General features: G+C 44.6%; 15 protein-coding genes and 5 tRNA genes. All 20 read left to right on the top strand.

Going from position 1 to position 17,920, the window contains the following annotated elements:
- Window positions 1-8: 8 nt before the first annotated feature.
- The 20 genes from BLT07_RS15990 (at window position 9) to BLT07_RS15895 (ending at window position 17,858) form a co-directional block, all read left to right on the top strand.
- Complete coding sequence (locus tag BLT07_RS15990) at window positions 9-1,184, top strand: acyl-CoA dehydrogenase family protein (protein ID WP_091871432.1); 1,176 nt, start codon at window positions 9-11, stop codon at window positions 1,182-1,184.
- Between the two features lie 163 nt (window positions 1,185-1,347).
- Window positions 1,348-1,542 carry a 30S ribosomal protein S21 gene (gene rpsU / locus BLT07_RS15985; RefSeq protein ID WP_091871429.1) on the top strand — a complete coding sequence of 65 codons (195 nt, stop codon included), beginning with the start codon at window positions 1,348-1,350 and terminating at the stop codon, window positions 1,540-1,542.
- Window positions 1,543-1,671: 129 nt separating this feature from the next.
- A complete protein-coding gene (locus BLT07_RS15980) occupies window positions 1,672-2,562 on the top strand; it encodes a tyrosine-type recombinase/integrase (protein WP_091871426.1) in 891 nt (296 codons plus the stop codon).
- A 25-nt stretch (window positions 2,563-2,587) separates the two neighbouring features.
- Window positions 2,588-2,890: a ribosome hibernation-promoting factor, HPF/YfiA family gene (hpf, locus tag BLT07_RS15975; RefSeq protein WP_091871421.1), complete on the top strand. Its 303-nt coding sequence runs from the start codon at window positions 2,588-2,590 to the stop codon at window positions 2,888-2,890.
- 99 nt (window positions 2,891-2,989) lie between these two features.
- A tRNA-Thr gene (locus BLT07_RS15970) sits at window positions 2,990-3,063 on the top strand.
- Between the two features lie 24 nt (window positions 3,064-3,087).
- Window positions 3,088-3,169, top strand: a tRNA-Tyr gene (locus BLT07_RS15965).
- Between the two features lie 86 nt (window positions 3,170-3,255).
- Window positions 3,256-3,328 (top strand) — tRNA-Gly (locus BLT07_RS15960).
- Window positions 3,329-3,494: 166 nt separating this feature from the next.
- Window positions 3,495-3,566, top strand: a tRNA-Thr gene (locus BLT07_RS15955).
- A gap of 53 nt (window positions 3,567-3,619) precedes the next feature.
- Window positions 3,620-4,807 (top strand): elongation factor Tu, encoded by a 1,188-nt coding sequence (gene tuf / locus BLT07_RS15950; RefSeq protein ID WP_091871418.1) that lies wholly within the window; start codon window positions 3,620-3,622, stop codon window positions 4,805-4,807.
- Window positions 4,808-4,918: 111 nt separating this feature from the next.
- A tRNA-Trp gene (locus BLT07_RS15945) sits at window positions 4,919-4,991 on the top strand.
- 25 nt (window positions 4,992-5,016) lie between these two features.
- The gene (gene secE / locus BLT07_RS15940; RefSeq protein WP_091871413.1) at window positions 5,017-5,205 is read left to right on the top strand and encodes a preprotein translocase subunit SecE; all 189 of its coding nucleotides are present in this window, start codon (window positions 5,017-5,019) and stop codon (window positions 5,203-5,205) included.
- Between the two features lie 9 nt (window positions 5,206-5,214).
- A complete protein-coding gene (nusG, locus tag BLT07_RS15935; protein WP_091871408.1) occupies window positions 5,215-5,766 on the top strand; it encodes a transcription termination/antitermination protein NusG in 552 nt (183 codons plus the stop codon).
- Between the two features lie 67 nt (window positions 5,767-5,833).
- Window positions 5,834-6,271 (top strand): 50S ribosomal protein L11, encoded by a 438-nt coding sequence (gene rplK, locus BLT07_RS15930; RefSeq protein WP_091871404.1) that lies wholly within the window; start codon window positions 5,834-5,836, stop codon window positions 6,269-6,271.
- 20 nt (window positions 6,272-6,291) lie between these two features.
- Window positions 6,292-6,981, top strand: a complete 690-nt coding sequence (rplA, locus tag BLT07_RS15925) for a 50S ribosomal protein L1 (protein WP_091871400.1) — start codon at window positions 6,292-6,294, stop codon at window positions 6,979-6,981.
- Window positions 6,982-7,007: 26 nt separating this feature from the next.
- On the top strand, window positions 7,008-7,529 hold the full coding sequence (gene rplJ / locus BLT07_RS15920) for a 50S ribosomal protein L10 (protein ID WP_091871396.1): 522 nt from the start codon (window positions 7,008-7,010) through the stop codon (window positions 7,527-7,529).
- A 56-nt stretch (window positions 7,530-7,585) separates the two neighbouring features.
- A complete protein-coding gene (gene rplL / locus BLT07_RS15915; protein ID WP_091871391.1) occupies window positions 7,586-7,966 on the top strand; it encodes a 50S ribosomal protein L7/L12 in 381 nt (126 codons plus the stop codon).
- 202 nt (window positions 7,967-8,168) lie between these two features.
- Complete coding sequence (gene rpoB, locus BLT07_RS15910; protein WP_091871387.1) at window positions 8,169-11,978, top strand: DNA-directed RNA polymerase subunit beta; 3,810 nt, start codon at window positions 8,169-8,171, stop codon at window positions 11,976-11,978.
- A gap of 124 nt (window positions 11,979-12,102) precedes the next feature.
- Window positions 12,103-16,401 (top strand): DNA-directed RNA polymerase subunit beta', encoded by a 4,299-nt coding sequence (gene rpoC / locus BLT07_RS15905; RefSeq protein WP_091871382.1) that lies wholly within the window; start codon window positions 12,103-12,105, stop codon window positions 16,399-16,401.
- A 113-nt stretch (window positions 16,402-16,514) separates the two neighbouring features.
- Complete coding sequence (locus BLT07_RS15900) at window positions 16,515-16,826, top strand: DUF3467 domain-containing protein (protein ID WP_091871377.1); 312 nt, start codon at window positions 16,515-16,517, stop codon at window positions 16,824-16,826.
- Window positions 16,827-17,156: 330 nt separating this feature from the next.
- Complete coding sequence (locus tag BLT07_RS15895) at window positions 17,157-17,858, top strand: acetyltransferase (RefSeq protein ID WP_091871373.1); 702 nt, start codon at window positions 17,157-17,159, stop codon at window positions 17,856-17,858.
- The last annotated feature ends 62 nt before the right edge of the window (window positions 17,859-17,920 follow it).

Raw genomic sequence — 17,920 nt, 5'->3', positions numbered from 1 at the left:
AAAAAGCTATGCAAAGTATGTACTTCACCGAAGAACATCACCTGTTTAGGGAGAGTCTCAAAGATTTTTTACAGAAAGAAGTAGTGCCCCATATCGAGAAGTGGGAAGCATCCGGACAGATAGAACGTTTCATTTGGAAAAAATTCGGCGAAATGGGCTATTTCGGCCTCGCCGTGCCGGAAGCCGATGGCGGTCTGGGCCTTGATCTTTTTTATACGGTGATCCTACTCGAAGAACTCCAAAAAATAGATTCCGGAGGGTTTGCCGCCGCCATTTGGGCGCATGCTTATTTGGCCATGACCCATTTGCACAAGAACGGTAACGAGATTCAAAAAGAATCATTTCTAACACCTAGTATCAACGGCGAAAAAGTGGGGTGCCTTGGGGTGACCGAACCCTTCGGAGGTAGTGATGTTGCAGGAATGCGAACCACAGCGACCAAAAAGGGCGACACCTATATAATCAATGGGTCCAAAACCTTCATCACCAACGGGGTCTATGGCGATTACATCATTTTGGCCGCTAAGACCAACCCTGCTGCCGGGAACAAGGGCATCAGTATTTTTATCGTAGACCTACATAGTAAAGGGGTGACCAAGAATAAACTCAACAAGTTGGGCTGGCGGGCCTCCGATACCGCCGAATTGGCCTTTAACAATGTTGAGGTGCCCGCAGCGAATCTGATGGGCGAGGAAGGCAAGGGCTTTACCTTTATTATGGAGGCCTTTGCTTTAGAGCGTTTGATCATGGGAATCAATGCCCACGCCAGGGCCGAATATGCCTTGGAGTATGCGCTGCAATATATGTCGGAGCGTGAGACTTTCGGCAAAACGATAGACCAATATCAGGCCCTACGCCATCGCATTGTCGACCACCACGCCGATATTGAACTCTGTAAACATTATAACTACGGCGTCGTACAAAAAATGGACAAGGGGGGATATGTAGTCCGTGAAGCAACCATATCAAAATTGAAGTCCACAAAGATGGCCGATGAGGTCATTTACGACTGTCTGCAATTTTTGGGCGGTTATGGGTATATAGAAGATTATCCGATGGCACGCCTCATGCGCGATAGTCGATTGGGTCCTATCGGTGGCGGCACTTCCGAAATACTGAGGGAAATAATTGCTAAAATCGTTATCGATAAAAAGGAGTATCGACTGCCTACCCCCCTAGACTGAATTGGATGATGTGGAAGGGTATCTTATTCATAGTGTAAAAGAGTAAATAGGACTGATATATAGTTGGGTGAGAGGCAACAATTATTTATGGTTTTTGCATTTGATTCATTTATAAGTTTTATATTTGCACTTTATTAATCATTAAGAAAGGAGGTTGTAGCCAATGTTAATTATACCAGTTAAAGAAGGAGAGAATATCGATAGGGCTTTAAAACGTTTCAAGCGCAAGTTTGACAAAACGGGTACGATGCGGCGATTGCGTAAGCGTCAACAGTTTACCAAACCCTCAGTAGAGCACAGAGCGCTAATTCAAAAAGCACAATACATACAAGGTTTAAAGGATAAAGAAGAAATTTAAAAATCCTTAATACCTGTTTAATGTATAAAAAAATCCTGCCTAAAAGCGGGATTTTTTTATTTTGTGAAATCCTAGCATTCTATTCAGTTCCTTTCAATTCCAATCAAAACCTTTTGCTAACTTCGTACTATGTCGTTACAATCGTTTACATCCTATTTAGCCCTTGAAAAAAACTATTCCGTACATACGGTAACTGCCTATCAGAATGATATCGAGTCTTTTAAATCCTTTTGTCGTGAAGAATTTGACCTGAACAGTATTGATGGGGTGGAATATTCCCTTATCCGCAATTGGATCGTTTTCTTGGTAGAATCCAAAATCTCAAACCGGTCCGTAAACCGAAAGATAGCCTCCTTAAAGGCCTATTACAAATTCTTGCAGGGCATCGGACAGGTCGAAGTCAATCCTTTGGCAAGGCATAAGGCTTTGAAGACCTCCAAAAAAATCGAAATCCCCTTTTCGGAAGAAGAGATGCGCAAGGTGCTTTCGCAGATTGAGTATACCGATGACTTTGAAGGAGTCCGTGATAAGTTGATGATCGAACTGCTGTACACAACCGGCATCCGCAGGGCCGAACTGATCCATTTGAAGATGTCCGATGTGGACCTCGTCGGGCGTCTGATCAAAGTTTTGGGCAAACGGAACAAAGAGCGTGTGGTGCCTTTGTTGCCTACTACAGCTCGGGCTTTTGAGGTATATTTTGAACAGCGAGGTCTGCTTGAAACTGGTGGTGACAAAGCCTATGTCTTTTTGTTAAAGTCAGGTTATAAAACTTATGAAACGCTTGTCTATCGATTAATAAATTCCTACTTTAGTAAGGTGTCTTCGAAAGTTAAAAGAAGTCCCCATATATTAAGACACACCTTTGCGACCCATCTGCTTAACAAAGGAGCGGATTTGAATTCGGTGCGGGAATTATTGGGGCATTCCAGTTTGGCGTCGACCCAGGTGTACACGCACAATAGTATTGCCAAGCTTAAGGAAGTACATGCGTCGTCTCATCCGAGAAGCAAGAAATGAAGTTCAACTTTTAAAATTCATACCTATGCAAGTAAACGCACAATCCGTTAATTTCAATGCTGATAGAAAACTCATTGATTTTTTACAAAACAGGATGGACAAGCTGGAAACCTTCTATGATAAAATCATTAATTCCGATGTCTATTTAAAGGTGGAGAACACTAGTTCTAAAGCAAATAAGATTGTCGAAATAAAACTGAACGTGCCCGGTGATAATTTTATGGTCAAAAAGCAATGCAAAAGTTTTGAGGAGGCGGTCGATTCCGCTTGTAGTTCCCTTGAACGAAAACTGATAAAGCGCAAGGAAAAAATGCGCGTCCAGGCCTAAATATTTTTTTGCTAATTAATTTTGATTAAACAAATAATTCTATACATTTGCAGTCCGTTAGAAATAGCGGACTTTTTTTTGCATTAAAACAGGTAAAAGGCCGATGTAGCTCAGCTGGCTAGAGCAGCTGATTTGTAATCAGCAGGTCGTGGGTTCGAGTCCCTCTATCGGCTCTTAAGTTCTTTAAAAATTAGGTCGGGGAGATACTCAAGCGGCCAACGAGGGCAGACTGTAAATCTGCTGACTACGTCTTCGCAGGTTCGAATCCTGCTCTCCCCACAATCTTGGAAAATACCAAAATCCAAGCACCAAATTTCAGTTTTAGGAATTTGGAATTTGATTTTTCGGAATTTATTCGAAGAATTGCGGGAGTAGCTCAGTTGGTAGAGCGTCAGCCTTCCAAGCTGAATGTCGCCGGTTCGAACCCGGTCTCCCGCTCAAATGGATAATATGAATGCCCGTCGGGTGAGAAGTTTATTCCGAGCGTAGCCGAGGGAAACCCGATTTTCGGCTCAAGATTGACAAGTTTGACATTGCTGCGAAGGCAGGAATCTAATTCTTAAAATACGGTTGTAGTTAAGGATGAAGATGTTAAACACTTTACGCCGACGTAGCTCAGGGGTAGAGCGTTTCCTTGGTAAGGAAGAGGTCATGGGTTCAATTCCCATCGTTGGCTCTAAAACGGCACTATTACACACTAATATATAACTAAGATTAAAATTCACTAAAATGGCAAAGGAAAAATACGATCGTTCCAAACCGCATTTGAACATAGGTACTATTGGACACGTGGATCACGGTAAAACAACATTGACTGCTGCAATAACGAAGGTTATGGCAGATGCCGGCTATTCAGAAGCTAGCGCATTTGATCAAATCGACAACGCTCCCGAAGAAAAAGAGCGTGGTATTACTATTAACTCCTCACACGTAGAGTACGCTACAGAATCGCGTCACTACGCCCACGTTGACTGTCCTGGTCACGCCGATTATGTGAAGAACATGGTTACCGGTGCCGCCCAGATGGACGGTGCTATTTTGGTAGTTGCCGCTACCGATGGTCCTATGCCACAGACACGTGAGCATATACTTTTAGGCCGTCAGGTCGGTATTCCAAGAATCGTTGTTTTCATGAACAAGGTGGATTTGGTCGATGATGAGGAACTTTTGGAATTGGTTGAAATGGAAGTACGTGAGTTGCTTTCTTTCTACGAGTACGATGGTGATAACGGTCCTGTTATTTCAGGTTCTGCACTTGGTGCCCTGAACGGGGATGAAAAATGGACTAAAACCGTTATCGAGCTTATGGAAGCGGTAGACAGTTGGATCGAAATTCCTACTAGGGATGTTGAGAAGCCCTTTTTATTGCCCGTAGAAGATGTATTCACCATCACAGGTCGTGGTACTGTTGCCACCGGTCGTATCGAAACTGGAGTTGCCAACACGGGCGACCCTGTCGAGATTATCGGTATGGGTGCCGGAAAATTGACTTCTACCGTTACAGGTGTTGAGATGTTCCGTAAAATTTTGGATAGGGGTGAAGCCGGTGATAACGTAGGTATCCTTTTGAGAGGTATTGAAAAATCACAGATCACCCGAGGTATGGTAATCTGTAAGCCAGGTTCCGTTAAGCCGCACGCTAAGTTCGAGGCTGAGGTGTATATCCTCAAGAAAGAAGAAGGAGGCCGTCACACGCCTTTCCATAATAACTATCGTCCACAGTTCTACGTTAGAACTACCGACGTAACCGGTAACATCGCACTTCCATCGGGAGTTGAAATGGTTATGCCAGGTGATAACCTTACCATCATTGTTGAGCTAATTCAGCCTATCGCATTGAGCGTGGGTCTTCGTTTCGCTATCCGTGAAGGCGGTAGAACGGTAGGTGCCGGTCAGGTTACCAAGATTATTGACTAATAATAGATTACGCATGGCAAAGGGTGTTCCGTCCTGATTGTTATCGGGACAGAACACCTTTACATGCGATTATACTTTAGGTATTTCGTATGCCTTAAGTTAAGTATTGAAACGGGTGTAGCTCAGTTGGTAGAGCACTGGTCTCCAAAACCAGGTGTCGGGAGTTCGAGTCTCTCCTCCCGTGCAAATTCGCCTAACCATCAAAATGTATGTTGACCTATATAAAAGAATCTTTAGAAGAACTTCGTAACAATGTTACGCTGCCATCAAAGGCCGAATCTTCAAACCTTATGGTCATTGTGGCCGTATTCTCCATAATTTTCGCTTTGGCGACTTGGGGTGTCGATACGGTGTTCAGCAAACTGGTGCAGTTGTATTTCAGCAACGTCTTAAATTAATCGATTGCTATGTCAGAAGTATTGGATAAGAAATGGTATGTGGTGCGAGCGGTTAGCGGCCAAGAGAACAAAATCAAGGGCTATATCGAAAGTGAGGTCGAAAGGCATGGTTTCGCCGACTATTTAGAGGATGTTCTGGTGCCCACTGAGAAAGTAATCCAAATACGAAACGGGAAGAAAATCAATAAAGAAAGGGTTTATTTTCCGGGGTATATAATGATAAAGGCCAACTTAGGTGGTGAAATGATACATATTATACGTTCCATTACGAACGTCATTGGCTTTTTGGGTGAAACCAAAGGAGGGGATCCCGTTCCCTTGAGAAAATCCGAAGTTAACCGGATGCTCGGCAAAGCGGATGAATTGGCCGTGAATACAGATAGTGTGGCCATTCCATTTAACCATGGGGAGACCGTAAAAGTAATCGACGGACCTTTCAATGGTTTTAACGGTACGGTGGAAAAAATTAATGAAGAAAAGCGGAAGCTTGAGGTAATGGTAAAGATTTTCGGAAGAAAGACACCATTGGAATTAAGTTATATGCAGGTTGAAAAGGTTTAAAATAAATGTTACATATATAAAGTTGTGTTGCTTCCAACAAATACAACTTCAATTCAATTCGTAAAGAATGGCAAAAGAAATAGGTAAAGTAGTCAAACTACAAGTTAGGGGAGGTGCAGCGAATCCATCGCCACCGGTCGGACCCGCCTTAGGTGCAGCCGGAGTTAACATCATGGAGTTCTGTAAGCAGTTCAACGCAAGAACGCAGGACAAGCCAGGGAAAGTATTGCCCGTTGTTATCACCGTGTATAAAGACAAGTCTTTCGACTTTCTTGTAAAAACACCACCAGCGGCAGTTCAATTGATGGAAGTGGCTAAGATTAAAAAAGGATCTGGCGAACCTAACCGGGTAAAATTAGGAAGTGTATCTTGGAATCAGGTTCAGGCAATTGCCGAGGACAAAATGGTCGACTTGAACGCATTCACCGTAGAATCGGCCATGAGTATGGTCGCCGGTACGGCACGTTCAATGGGCATGAAGATTTCGGGAAAACGTCCCTTTTAAAATCTTAAAAGCAATTTAGAATGGCAAAATTAACGAAGAAACAAAAAGAGGCACATGCCAAGATTGATAGGGATAAAATATATTCCGTCGACGAGGCCGCCGCTTTGATAAAAGAGATTACCAATACAAAATTCGATGCGTCTGTTGATTTGGCGGTACGTTTGGGAGTAGATCCTAGAAAGGCCAATCAGATGGTACGTGGGGTGGTAACACTGCCGCACGGTACTGGGAAAGATGTCAAGGTTCTGGCCTTGGTGACTCCCGATAAGGAAGCTGAAGCTACGGAAGCCGGTGCGGACTATGTCGGATTGGACGAATATTTGGATAAGATCAAAGGCGGCTGGACCGATGTTGATGTTATCATCACCATGCCCAGCGTTATGGGTAAATTGGGTCCTTTAGGACGGGTCTTGGGTCCTCGTGGCCTTATGCCCAACCCGAAAACAGGAACGGTCACTATGGATGTCGCCAAGGCGGTATCCGATGTAAAGGCCGGTAAAATTGACTTTAAGGTAGATAAAACGGGTATCGTTCATGCGGCCGTAGGAAAGGTTTCATTCTCCGCGGATAAAATTGCGGACAATGCGAAAGAACTTCTCGATACTTTGATCAAGATGAAGCCGGCTGCCTCGAAAGGGATATACATGAGAAGCGTTTTCATGTCAAGCACCATGAGTCCGAGTGTTCAATTGGATCCGAAGACCGTTTAACGAACTGGTAGTTCAAAACTTACAGAATGACAAGAGAAGAAAAAGCAAACGTAATAAAGGACCTGACTACCCGGTTAGCCGATAGTCCCACCATTTATTTGGCGGATATATCGGGCTTGAACGCGATTCAGACCACAGATTTGAGAAGGGCCTGCTTCAAGGCGAACGTTCAACTGTCCGTAGTCAAGAATACCTTGCTCTCAAAAGCAATGGAGGCTTCCGAAAAGGAGTTCGGGGAGCTTTCCGACGTGTTGAAAGGCAGTACCTCGTTGATGTTTTCCGAAGTGGGTAACGCTCCGGCAAAACTGATCAAGAATTTCAGGAAAAAAGCAAAAAAACCGCTTTTAAAAGGGGCCTTTGTTGAAGAGACGATTTATATCGGCGACGAAAACCTGGATCGATTGGTCGATATCAAGTCCAAAGACGAAATGATTGGCGAGATTATCGGATTGTTGCAATCCCCCGCCAAGAATGTTATTTCCGGACTTAAAGCCAGTGGCGGTAAATTGGCCGGCATCCTTAAGACATTGTCCGAAAGGGAAAATTAGTACACACACACACTTTAAACTAAGTATATTTTAAAATTTGATTAAACGATAGAAAAATGGCAGATTTGAAAGATTTCGCAGAACAATTGGTAAACTTGACCGTAAAAGAGGTAAACGAGTTGGCCGGTATATTAAAAGATGAATACGGCATAGAGCCTGCAGCTGCAGCTGTAGCCGTTGCCGCCGGTGGCGGTGGAGGTGATGCCGCTGAGGCCGCCGAAGAAAAAACGGAATTCGATGTAATCCTTACCGCAGCCGGTGGTTCCAAGTTGGCCGTGGTTAAATTGGTTAAAGAATTGACCGGTCTTGGATTGAAAGATGCAAAAGACATCGTCGATAGCGCACCGAAAGCCGTTAAGGAAGGTGTGCCGAAAGATGAGGCCGAATCCGTTAAAAAACAATTGGAAGAAGCAGGAGCGGAAGTTGAGCTTAAATAATAGCCGCGACTATAGCACTTTTGGTTTAGGTCTTTCCGCTTTTGCGGTTAGACCTAAGCCTTTTTATACTTAGGGTTAATTTATAGCTGAAATCACTCTCGTTTTAGGTGACATTTTGGCTTATCACCTTACTAGCATAGTTTTTGTATATTATAGGATATACCACCCGAATTAGTATTCACGTTCAAAACACTTTCCATAGATGTTCACACAACAGACTGAAAGAATCAATTTTGCATCCGCTAAGAACACGCCGGATTATCCGGATTTCTTGGACATCCAGATAAAATCGTTTCAAGATTTTTTTCAATTGGAGACCAAATCCGATGAAAGGGGTGCCGAAGGCTTGTATAATACCTTCCAGGAAAACTTTCCGATTACGGACACCAGAAACCAGTTCGTACTTGAATTTTTAGATTACTTTATCGATCCCCCGAGATATTCGATTCAAGAATGTATCGAACGAGGGCTTACTTATAGCGTTCCGCTAAAGGCACGACTTAAATTATACTGTACCGATCCCGAGCACGAAGATTTCGAGACTATCGTGCAGGATGTGTATTTGGGCACCATCCCCTATATGACACCTAGCGGTACTTTTGTTATCAATGGCGCCGAAAGGGTCGTTGTATCGCAATTGCACCGTTCTCCGGGTGTTTTCTTTGGACAGTCTTTCCACGCCAATGGAACCAAGTTGTATTCTGCAAGGGTGATTCCTTTTAAAGGATCTTGGATTGAATTCGCGACGGATATTAACGGTGTGATGTATGCCTATATCGATCGTAAAAAGAAATTGCCGGTGACTACCCTGTTTAGGGCCATCGGTTTTGAGCGGGATAAGGATATCCTCGAAATTTTTGACCTTTCCGAGGAAATTAAGGTTTCTAAAGCCGGACTGAAAAAAGTATTGGGCCGCAAATTGGCCGCTAGGGTACTGAACACCTGGCATGAAGATTTCGTGGATGAAGATACCGGCGAGGTAGTCTCCATCGAACGTAACGAAATAATTTTGGACCGTGATACCGTTCTGGAAAAGGAGCATATCGACGAGATTCTCGATACCGACGCCAAGACCATCCTATTACATAAGGAAAATAATGCGCAGAGTGATTATGCGATTATTCATAATACGCTGCAAAAAGATCCTACGAACTCCGAAAAGGAAGCCGTAGAGCATATTTATCGACAGTTGAGAAACGCCGAGCCGCCCGACGAGGAAACGGCACGGGGTATTATCGACAAATTGTTCTTCTCCGACCAACGTTATAATTTAGGAGAGGTCGGCCGATACAGAATGAACAAAAAATTGGGATTGGATATCGGAATGGACAAGCAAGTCTTGACGAAGGAAGATATCATTACCATTATCAAATATTTGATCGAATTAATCAACTCCAAAGCGGAGATCGATGATATCGATCACTTGTCGAACCGCCGTGTACGTACCGTTGGCGAGCAATTATCATCTCAGTTCGGCGTTGGTCTGGCCCGTATGGCCAGAACTATCCGCGAACGGATGAACGTTCGTGACAACGAGGTGTTTACGCCGATCGATTTGATTAATGCGAAGACTTTGTCCTCCGTTATCAACTCTTTTTTCGGGACGAACCAGTTATCCCAGTTCATGGATCAGACAAACCCGCTGGCGGAAATCACGCACAAGCGTCGATTATCGGCATTAGGGCCAGGTGGACTTTCCCGTGAGCGAGCCGGTTTCGAGGTTCGTGATGTACATTATACCCACTACGGTCGATTGTGTCCTATTGAAACTCCTGAAGGACCGAACATTGGTTTGATATCCTCTTTGGCCGTTTTTGCCAAGGTAAACCCGATGGGATTTTTAGAAACACCGTACCGTAAGGTCACCGATGCCAAAGTGAATACCAAGGAGTACGCTTATTTGAGCGCCGAGGAAGAAGAAGGCATGAAAATCGCACAGGCTAACATCCCCCTGAAAGAAAATGGCCAAATCGATACCGATAAAGTAATTGCCCGTGAAGAAGGTGATTTCCCGGTAGTGGATCCGAGCGAGGTAAATTATACCGATGTCGCCCCAAACCAAATCGCATCGATTTCAGCGTCGTTGATTCCCTTTTTGGAACATGATGATGCCAACCGTGCCTTGATGGGCTCGAACATGATGCGTCAGGCCGTTCCTTTATTGAAACCACAAGCCCCGATTGTAGGCACAGGATTAGAGCGTCAGGTAGCTACGGATTCCCGAGTATTGATAAATGCAGAGGGCGATGGTACCATCGATTATGTCGATGCCGAGAAAATCATTGTGAAATACAAGCGCAGCGAAGCCGAGAAATTGGTCAGTTTTGAAGAGGATCACAAGTCATACAACTTGGTGAAGTTCAGAAAGACCAACCAAGGTACCAGCATCAACCTAAAACCTATTGTCAGAAAAGGGGATAAGGTGAAAAAGGGACAAGTACTTTGTGAGGGCTATGCTACCGAAAAGGGCGAATTGGCCTTGGGCCGAAACCTTACCGTGGCGTTCATGCCTTGGAAAGGATATAACTTTGAGGATGCTATCGTGATTTCCGAAAAAGTGGTACGTGAGGATATTTTCACCTCCATCCACGTTGATGAATACTCCTTAGAGGTTCGTGATACCAAATTGGGTGCAGAGGAATTGACCCATGATATTCCTAATGTTTCTGAAGAGGCGACCAAAGATCTCGATGAAAATGGAATGATCCGTATCGGTGCAGAAGTAGAACCCGGGGATATTTTGATCGGTAAGATTACACCGAAAGGAGAATCAGATCCGACACCCGAAGAAAAACTACTACGCGCCATATTCGGTGACAAAGCAGGTGACGTTAAAGATGCTTCTTTGAAAGCCTCCCCATCGTTACGTGGTGTCGTTATCGAAAAGAAACTGTTCTCCCGCTCGGTGAAGGACAAGCGAAAGCGCTCCGAAGATAAAGAGGATCTCAACAAATTGGAATTGGAATATGAAGTGAAATTCCAAGAGTTGAAGGATATCTTGGTAGAGAAGTTGTTCACCTTGATTAACGGCAAGACCTCACAGGGCGTATTGAACGATTTGGGTGAGGAAGTATTACCGAAAGGTAAGAAATATACCCAGAAGATGCTGAACTCCGTTGATGATTTCGCCCACTTGATCGGCGGAAGCTGGACTACGGATAAGGACACCAATGATTCTGTAACTGACTTATTACACAACTATAAGATCAAGTTGAACGACCTTCAAGGAAATCTGAGAAGGGATAAGTTTACGATTTCGGTTGGTGATGAACTGCCTGCGGGTATCATGAAGTTGGCCAAAGTGTATATTGCCAAAAAGCGCAAGCTTAAAGTGGGCGATAAAATGGCAGGCCGTCACGGTAACAAGGGTATTGTTTCCCGTATCGTTCGTCAAGAAGATATGCCGTTCTTAGAAGATGGTACCCCGGTCGATATCGTATTGAACCCATTGGGCGTACCCTCGCGTATGAACATTGGGCAGATTTACGAAACCGTTCTGGGTTGGGCCGGTCTTAAATTGGGCAAGAAATTTGCGACCCCGATTTTTGATGGGGCCACTTTAGATCAAATCAATGAATATACCGACGAAGCGGGCATCCCGAGATTCGGTCATACCTATCTCTATGATGGCGGTACCGGTCAGCGTTTTGATCAACCTGCTACGGTAGGGGTGATTTATATGCTGAAATTGGGCCACATGGTCGACGATAAGATGCACGCACGTTCCATCGGACCCTACTCCTTGATTACGCAACAACCTTTGGGTGGTAAAGCCCAATTTGGTGGTCAGCGTTTCGGGGAAATGGAAGTTTGGGCATTGGAAGCTTATGGCGCATCGGCGACCCTACGTGAGATATTGACCGTGAAATCGGATGATGTCATCGGAAGGGCGAAGACCTATGAGTCTATCGTAAAAGGAGAGACCATGCCAGAACCCGGCCTACCGGAATCCTTCAACGTATTGATGCACGAGCTGAAAGGTTTGGGTCTCGATATCCGTTTGGAGGAGTAGCGAGGCACTTCAAGTTGCACTTGCCTCACCCGAAGGCAGGCGCAAATCGAGTATGTCAGGTCGAGCGCAGTCGAGACCTAGTAGGGTAAGAAGACAACACATTAACAAGTAGCACAGTATAACTATGGCTAGAATGAAAGATCATAATCCAGTAAAAAGGTTTGACAAGATTTCCATCGGCTTGGCATCGCCAGAATCAATTTTGGCGGAGTCTAGGGGTGAGGTCCTAAAACCGGAAACTATAAACTACCGTACACACAAACCAGAGCGTGACGGTCTGTTCTGCGAACGCATTTTTGGTCCTGTAAAAGATTACGAATGTGCCTGTGGGAAATATAAACGCATTCGATATCGCGGTATTGTGTGCGACCGTTGTGGCGTAGAGGTTACCGAGAAGAAAGTACGTAGGGATAGGGTAGGGCATATCAATTTGGTGGTTCCCGTTGCCCATATCTGGTATTTCCGTTCTTTGCCGAACAAAATTGGATATCTTTTGGGGTTACCTTCCAAGAAATTGGACATGATCATCTATTATGAACGGTACGTAGTGATTCAGCCCGGTATCGCCAAAGGTCCAGAAGGGGAGGAACTCAATAAATTGGATTTCTTGACGGAAGAGGAATATCTGACCATCATGGAGTCCATTCCGCCCGAAAATCAATATTTGGAAGAATCCGATCCCAACAAGTTCATTGCAAAAATGGGAGCGGAATGCCTTATCGATTTGTTGGGACGTATCGATTTGAAGGAACTATCCTATGAATTGCGCCATAAGGCCAATACAGAGACTTCCAAGCAACGGAAGACCGAAGCTTTGAAAAGGCTACAGGTCGTTGAAGCATTACGGGAATCTCAAGACAATCGTGAGAACAATCCCGAGTGGATGATCATGAAAGTGATTCCGGTCATTCCACCCGAATTGCGTCCTTTGGTACCGTTGGATGGTGGTCGTTTTGCGACTTCCGACCTTAACGATTTGTACCGTCGGGTAATCATCCGAAACAACCGTCTGAAAAGATTGGTCGAGATCAAGGCGCCCGAGGTCATCCTTAGAAACGAAAAAAGGATGCTTCAGGAATCCGTTGATTCCCTTTTCGATAATACGAGGAAGGCATCCGCGGTTAAAACGGAATCCAACCGTCCTTTAAAATCCCTTTCCGATTCCTTGAAAGGTAAGCAAGGGCGTTTCCGTCAGAACCTTTTGGGTAAACGTGTGGATTATTCCGCCCGTTCTGTTATCGTTGTCGGTCCGGAGATGCGGTTGTTCGAATGTGGACTTCCCAAAGACATGGCGGCAGAGCTGTACAAACCTTTTGTCATCCGTAAACTAATAGAGCGCGGAATTGTCAAGACGGTAAAGTCCGCCAAGAAAATTATAGATAAAAAGGAGCCCGTAGTTTGGGACATCCTGGAAAACGTATTGAAAGGGCATCCGGTACTCTTGAACCGCGCCCCGACCTTGCACCGATTGGGTATTCAGGCCTTTCAGCCGAAACTGATCGAGGGGAAGGCGATTCGTCTGCATCCCTTGGTCTGCACCGCATTTAATGCGGATTTCGATGGGGATCAGATGGCCGTACACTTGCCATTAGGTCCGGAAGCTATTTTGGAGGCTCAGTTGTTGATGCTTGCTTCGCACAATATATTGAATCCCGCGAACGGTTCCCCGATTACGGTACCGTCACAGGATATGGTCTTGGGTCTATACTATATGACCAAGGAACGAAAATCGACCCCTGAAGTGCCGATTAAAGGCGAAGGAACTACCTTTTATTCTTATGAGGAAGTTGAAATTGCCTTCAATGAAGGCATGGTCAACCTGAACGCCGGTATCAAGGTACGGGCCCCGGATTTCAATGAGGCGGGCGAATTGGTCAATCAGATTATTTCGACCACCGTTGGGCGTGTACTTTTCAATATGGAAGTGCCCGAACAGGCAGGGTATATCAACGATGTTTTGAACAAAAAGTCGCTGCGTGATATTATCGGTAGAATTTTAAGTGTGACCGATGTGCCGACCACAGCCGATTTCTTGGACAAGATCAAGACCATGGGGTACGATTTCGCCTTTAAGGGCGGATTGTCTTTCAGTTTGGGCGATATTATCATCCCAAAAGAAAAACAAGGAATGATCGACGAGGCCAATGGACAGGTCGATGGCATTATGGCCAATTATAACATGGGTCTGATCACGAACAACGAACGTTACAATCAGGTAATCGATGTATGGACCTCTACGAATGCGCAATTGACTGAATTGGCCATGAAGCGTATCCGCGAAGATCAACAAGGGTTCAACTCTGTATATATGATGTTGGATTCCGGTGCACGGGGTTCTAAAGAGCAAATCCGCCAGTTGACCGGTATGCGTGGTCTGATGGCCAAGCCCAAAAAATCAACCGCCGGTGGTGGTGAGATTATAGAAAACCCTATCCTGTCCAACTTTAAGGAGGGTCTTTCGATCTTGGAATACTTTATCTCTACACACGGTGCCCGTAAGGGACTTGCCGATACCGCACTGAAAACGGCCGATGCCGGGTATTTGACCCGTCGTTTGGTCGATGTCTCTCAAGATGTGATCATCAATATCGAAGATTGCGAAACCTTAAGAGGTGTTGAAGTACAGGCGTTGAAAAAGAACGAAGAGGTAGTAGAATCCTTAAGCGAACGAATTTTAGGTCGGGTTTCGTTACACGATGTGTACAATCCATTGACCCAAGAACTTTTGCTTAGTGCAGGACAGGAAATCATGGAAGCCGACATGAAACGGATAGAGGATTCTCCCGTCGAAAAGGTGGAAGTACGTTCCGCATTGACCTGTGAGGCACCGAAAGGTATCTGTGCCATGTGTTATGGTAGAAACCTTTCGACCAATAAAATGGTTCAGCGTGGCGAAGCTGTAGGTGTTGTTGCCGCACAATCCATTGGTGAGCCTGGTACCCAGTTGACCTTGCGTACCTTTCACGTGGGTGGGATCGCCGGTAACATTTCCGAGGATAATAAATTGGTCGCCAAATTCGACGGTGTTGCCGAAATTGAGGATTTGAGAACGGTAAATGGCGAAGATGGTGAAGGAAAAGCTACTGAAATCGTTATCTCAAGAACTTCCGAAATCAAGATTGTAGATAAGAAGACGGGTATTACCCTAAGTACTAATAACATTCCTTACGGTTCTCAGCTCTTCGTGAAAAACGGGGCTAAAATCAAAGATGGTGATATTGTTTGTCAATGGGATCCCTATAACGGTGTCATCGTTTCAGAATTCCCGGGTACCATTTCTTATGAAAATATCGAGCAAGGGGTGACGTATCAGGTAGAAATTGATGAACAGACCGGTTTCCAAGAGAAAGTGATTTCTGAAACACGGAACAAAAAACTCATTCCTACGCTATTGATTAAAAATAGCAAAGACGAAGTGTTGCGGTCGTACAACCTACCCGTAGGGTCACATATCATGGTCGATGACGGTGATAAGATTAAAGAAGGAAAGATTTTGGTCAAGATTCCTCGTAAATCGGCTAAGGCCGGTGATATTACGGGTGGTCTACCCAGGGTCACCGAACTATTCGAGGCAAGGAACCCATCGAATCCTGCTGTAGTTTCCGAAATCGACGGTGTGGTATCCTTTGGAAAAATCAAAAGGGGTAACCGTGAGATTATTATCGAATCGAAATTGGGCGAGATCAAGAAATACTTGGTCAAATTATCGAACCAAATTCTAGTGCAGGAAAACGATTACGTTCGTGCGGGTATGCCCTTGTCGGATGGCTCTATTACACCTGAGGATATTTTGGCCATTAAGGGTCCTTCTGCGGTGCAGCAGTACCTAGTGAACGAAGTACAGGAAGTATATCGCTTACAGGGTGTGAAAATCAACGATAAACACTTTGAGGTCGTGGTACGTCAGATGATGCGTAAAGTACGGATTCAAGATCCGGGCGATACCATCTTCTTGGAGAACCAGCTGGTGCATAAAGATGATTTCATTATGGAAAATGATGAGATTTACGGTAAGAAAGTAGTCGTTGACAAAGGCGAATCGGAGAACTTAAAAGAAGGCCAGATCATTACGGCTAGGGAACTTCGGGACGAGAATTCCATTTTGAAGCGCTCCGATAAGAATGCAGTGGAAGCCAAGGATGCGATCGCTGCAACGGCGACACCCATATTACAGGGTATTACCCGAGCTTCATTGCAGACGAAATCGTTTATTTCGGCGGCATCGTTCCAGGAGACCACTAAAGTGTTGAACGAAGCTGCGGTAAGCGGTAAGATAGATACCTTGGAGGGGCTTAAGGAAAACGTTATCGTGGGGCACAAGATTCCCGCCGGTACCGGTATGCGCGACTATGAGAACATTATCGTAGGCTCTAAACAGGAATACGATGAAATCATGGCCCGCAAAGAAGCAATGAAGTTCTAAATTGCGAGCGCAGCCTGCCGAAGGCAAGTGCAGCGACGCCATCTGTTTCAGCATCCTAGAAAGCTGAAACAGATGGCGTCACTTCGCTCGCAATCATTCATTTAATTAGCAGTATGGCCGAAAAAGAAGACAAGCAAAAACAGATCAACATCGAGCTGGATGAAAAAACGGCAGAGGGAATCTATTCCAATCTGGCGATTATTAACCATTCCGTATCCGAGTTTGTGGTCGATTTTATAAGTATGATGCCCGGGGCGCCAAAGGCGAAGGTAAAGAGCCGGATAGTTCTCACCCCGCAACATGCCAAAAAGTTTCTAAAAGCGTTGAACGATAATATACATCGCTTTGAAAAAGCACACGGCACTATAAAGGACTATGAGCAACCTCCGATTCCTATAAATTTCGGACCTACTGGAGAGGCTTAAAAAAACCTTACGATTTCGTAAGGTTTTTTTTTAGGTTACAAGCCGAACACAAAGAACTGATTTGTGATCAATGTGAATTTTTGGTAAATCCGTATAACCAATATTCACATCTTTTAACAAAGCTTTATTATTTCATAGGAAAGGTAAGACATCTGAAATTCTGTATTTTATCGTATATTGTATTAAAGCCAATGTAAATAGAGTACGTTGGCCGTTTGGCAATGGTAGGTTTTCAGCTTTAATTAGGTAAATCGACGATCAATAGCTTGTTTTTCGTACACCTCGTGAAAATTCGTATACCTTGTGAAAATGGGTGATAGAAAATTGTAAATGAAAAATATCGTAATCATTGGGGCTTCGGGACATGGGGGCATGTTATTGGATTGTATAGAGAAGGAAGGCCGTTATAATGTTTTGGGCTTCGTCGACTCCTTTAAGGAAAAGGGTTCCAAAATGAACGGATACGAAATTTTAGGCAACGAAGAGGCTATGCCTCAACTCATAGACAAATTCAATATTCAGGGTGCTATTCTGGCCATAGGTAATAATTGGACGCGAAAGAATGTGGCCAAGAAAATCAGTGCTATAGTACCGAATCTTGATTTTGTAAGCACTATTCACCCCAGCGCGACAGTGGGCAAGGGAGTGAAAATTGGGAAAGGAAGTGCCATTTTGCCCGGTGCCATTATAAATGCTAATTCCACCGTCGGCGCTTTCTGTATTCTAAATACCAATTCATCGCTCGGCCATGATGGTGTAATGGATGACTTTTCAAGTATTGCATCTGGGGTATGCACTGGTGGAGATTTGAAATTGGGCCGGTTTTCGGCGATTTCCTTGGGCGCGAATATCATAGAAAAAATAACTATTGGAGAGCACAGTATTATAGGTGCCGGTGCATTGGTGGTTAAGAATGTGGGCAGCCATTCGGTAGTCTACGGATCTCCTGCCCGTTTTGTGAGGAGAAGAAGCATCGGAGACCCTTATTTGAGCGGCGATGTTACGGATGAACAAAATCTTTTTGCTATTTAGGCAGCGTGTTGAGCCAAGCCTGAGTTGACATTAAACGAATTGGCGGCAATCCTTCGAAGTTA

This window comes from Pricia antarctica, from assembly GCF_900101815.1.
In the GTDB taxonomy this organism is placed as follows: Bacteria; Bacteroidota; Bacteroidia; order Flavobacteriales; family Flavobacteriaceae; genus Pricia; species Pricia antarctica.
Note: the sequence above shows the minus strand (reverse complement) of the source record. Positions and strands in the feature narration are given on the sequence as shown.

Bases quoted from the DNA above. Each gene is read 5' to 3' on its own strand.
- BLT07_RS15990 (WP_091871432.1), top strand. From the start codon at position 9: ATGCAAAGTATGTACTTCACCGAAGAACATCACCTGTTTAGGGAGAGT.
- rpsU (WP_091871429.1), top strand. From the start codon at position 1,348: ATGTTAATTATACCAGTTAAAGAAGGAGAGAATATCGATAGGGCTTTA.
- BLT07_RS15980 (WP_091871426.1), top strand. From the start codon at position 1,672: ATGTCGTTACAATCGTTTACATCCTATTTAGCCCTTGAAAAAAACTAT.
- hpf (WP_091871421.1), top strand. From the start codon at position 2,588: ATGCAAGTAAACGCACAATCCGTTAATTTCAATGCTGATAGAAAACTC.
- tuf (WP_091871418.1), top strand. From the start codon at position 3,620: ATGGCAAAGGAAAAATACGATCGTTCCAAACCGCATTTGAACATAGGT.
- secE (WP_091871413.1), top strand. From the start codon at position 5,017: ATGTTGACCTATATAAAAGAATCTTTAGAAGAACTTCGTAACAATGTT.
- nusG (WP_091871408.1), top strand. From the start codon at position 5,215: ATGTCAGAAGTATTGGATAAGAAATGGTATGTGGTGCGAGCGGTTAGC.
- rplK (WP_091871404.1), top strand. From the start codon at position 5,834: ATGGCAAAAGAAATAGGTAAAGTAGTCAAACTACAAGTTAGGGGAGGT.
- rplA (WP_091871400.1), top strand. From the start codon at position 6,292: ATGGCAAAATTAACGAAGAAACAAAAAGAGGCACATGCCAAGATTGAT.
- rplJ (WP_091871396.1), top strand. From the start codon at position 7,008: ATGACAAGAGAAGAAAAAGCAAACGTAATAAAGGACCTGACTACCCGG.
- rplL (WP_091871391.1), top strand. From the start codon at position 7,586: ATGGCAGATTTGAAAGATTTCGCAGAACAATTGGTAAACTTGACCGTA.
- rpoB (WP_091871387.1), top strand. From the start codon at position 8,169: ATGTTCACACAACAGACTGAAAGAATCAATTTTGCATCCGCTAAGAAC.
- rpoC (WP_091871382.1), top strand. From the start codon at position 12,103: ATGGCTAGAATGAAAGATCATAATCCAGTAAAAAGGTTTGACAAGATT.
- BLT07_RS15900 (WP_091871377.1), top strand. From the start codon at position 16,515: ATGGCCGAAAAAGAAGACAAGCAAAAACAGATCAACATCGAGCTGGAT.
- BLT07_RS15895 (WP_091871373.1), top strand. From the start codon at position 17,157: ATGAAAAATATCGTAATCATTGGGGCTTCGGGACATGGGGGCATGTTA.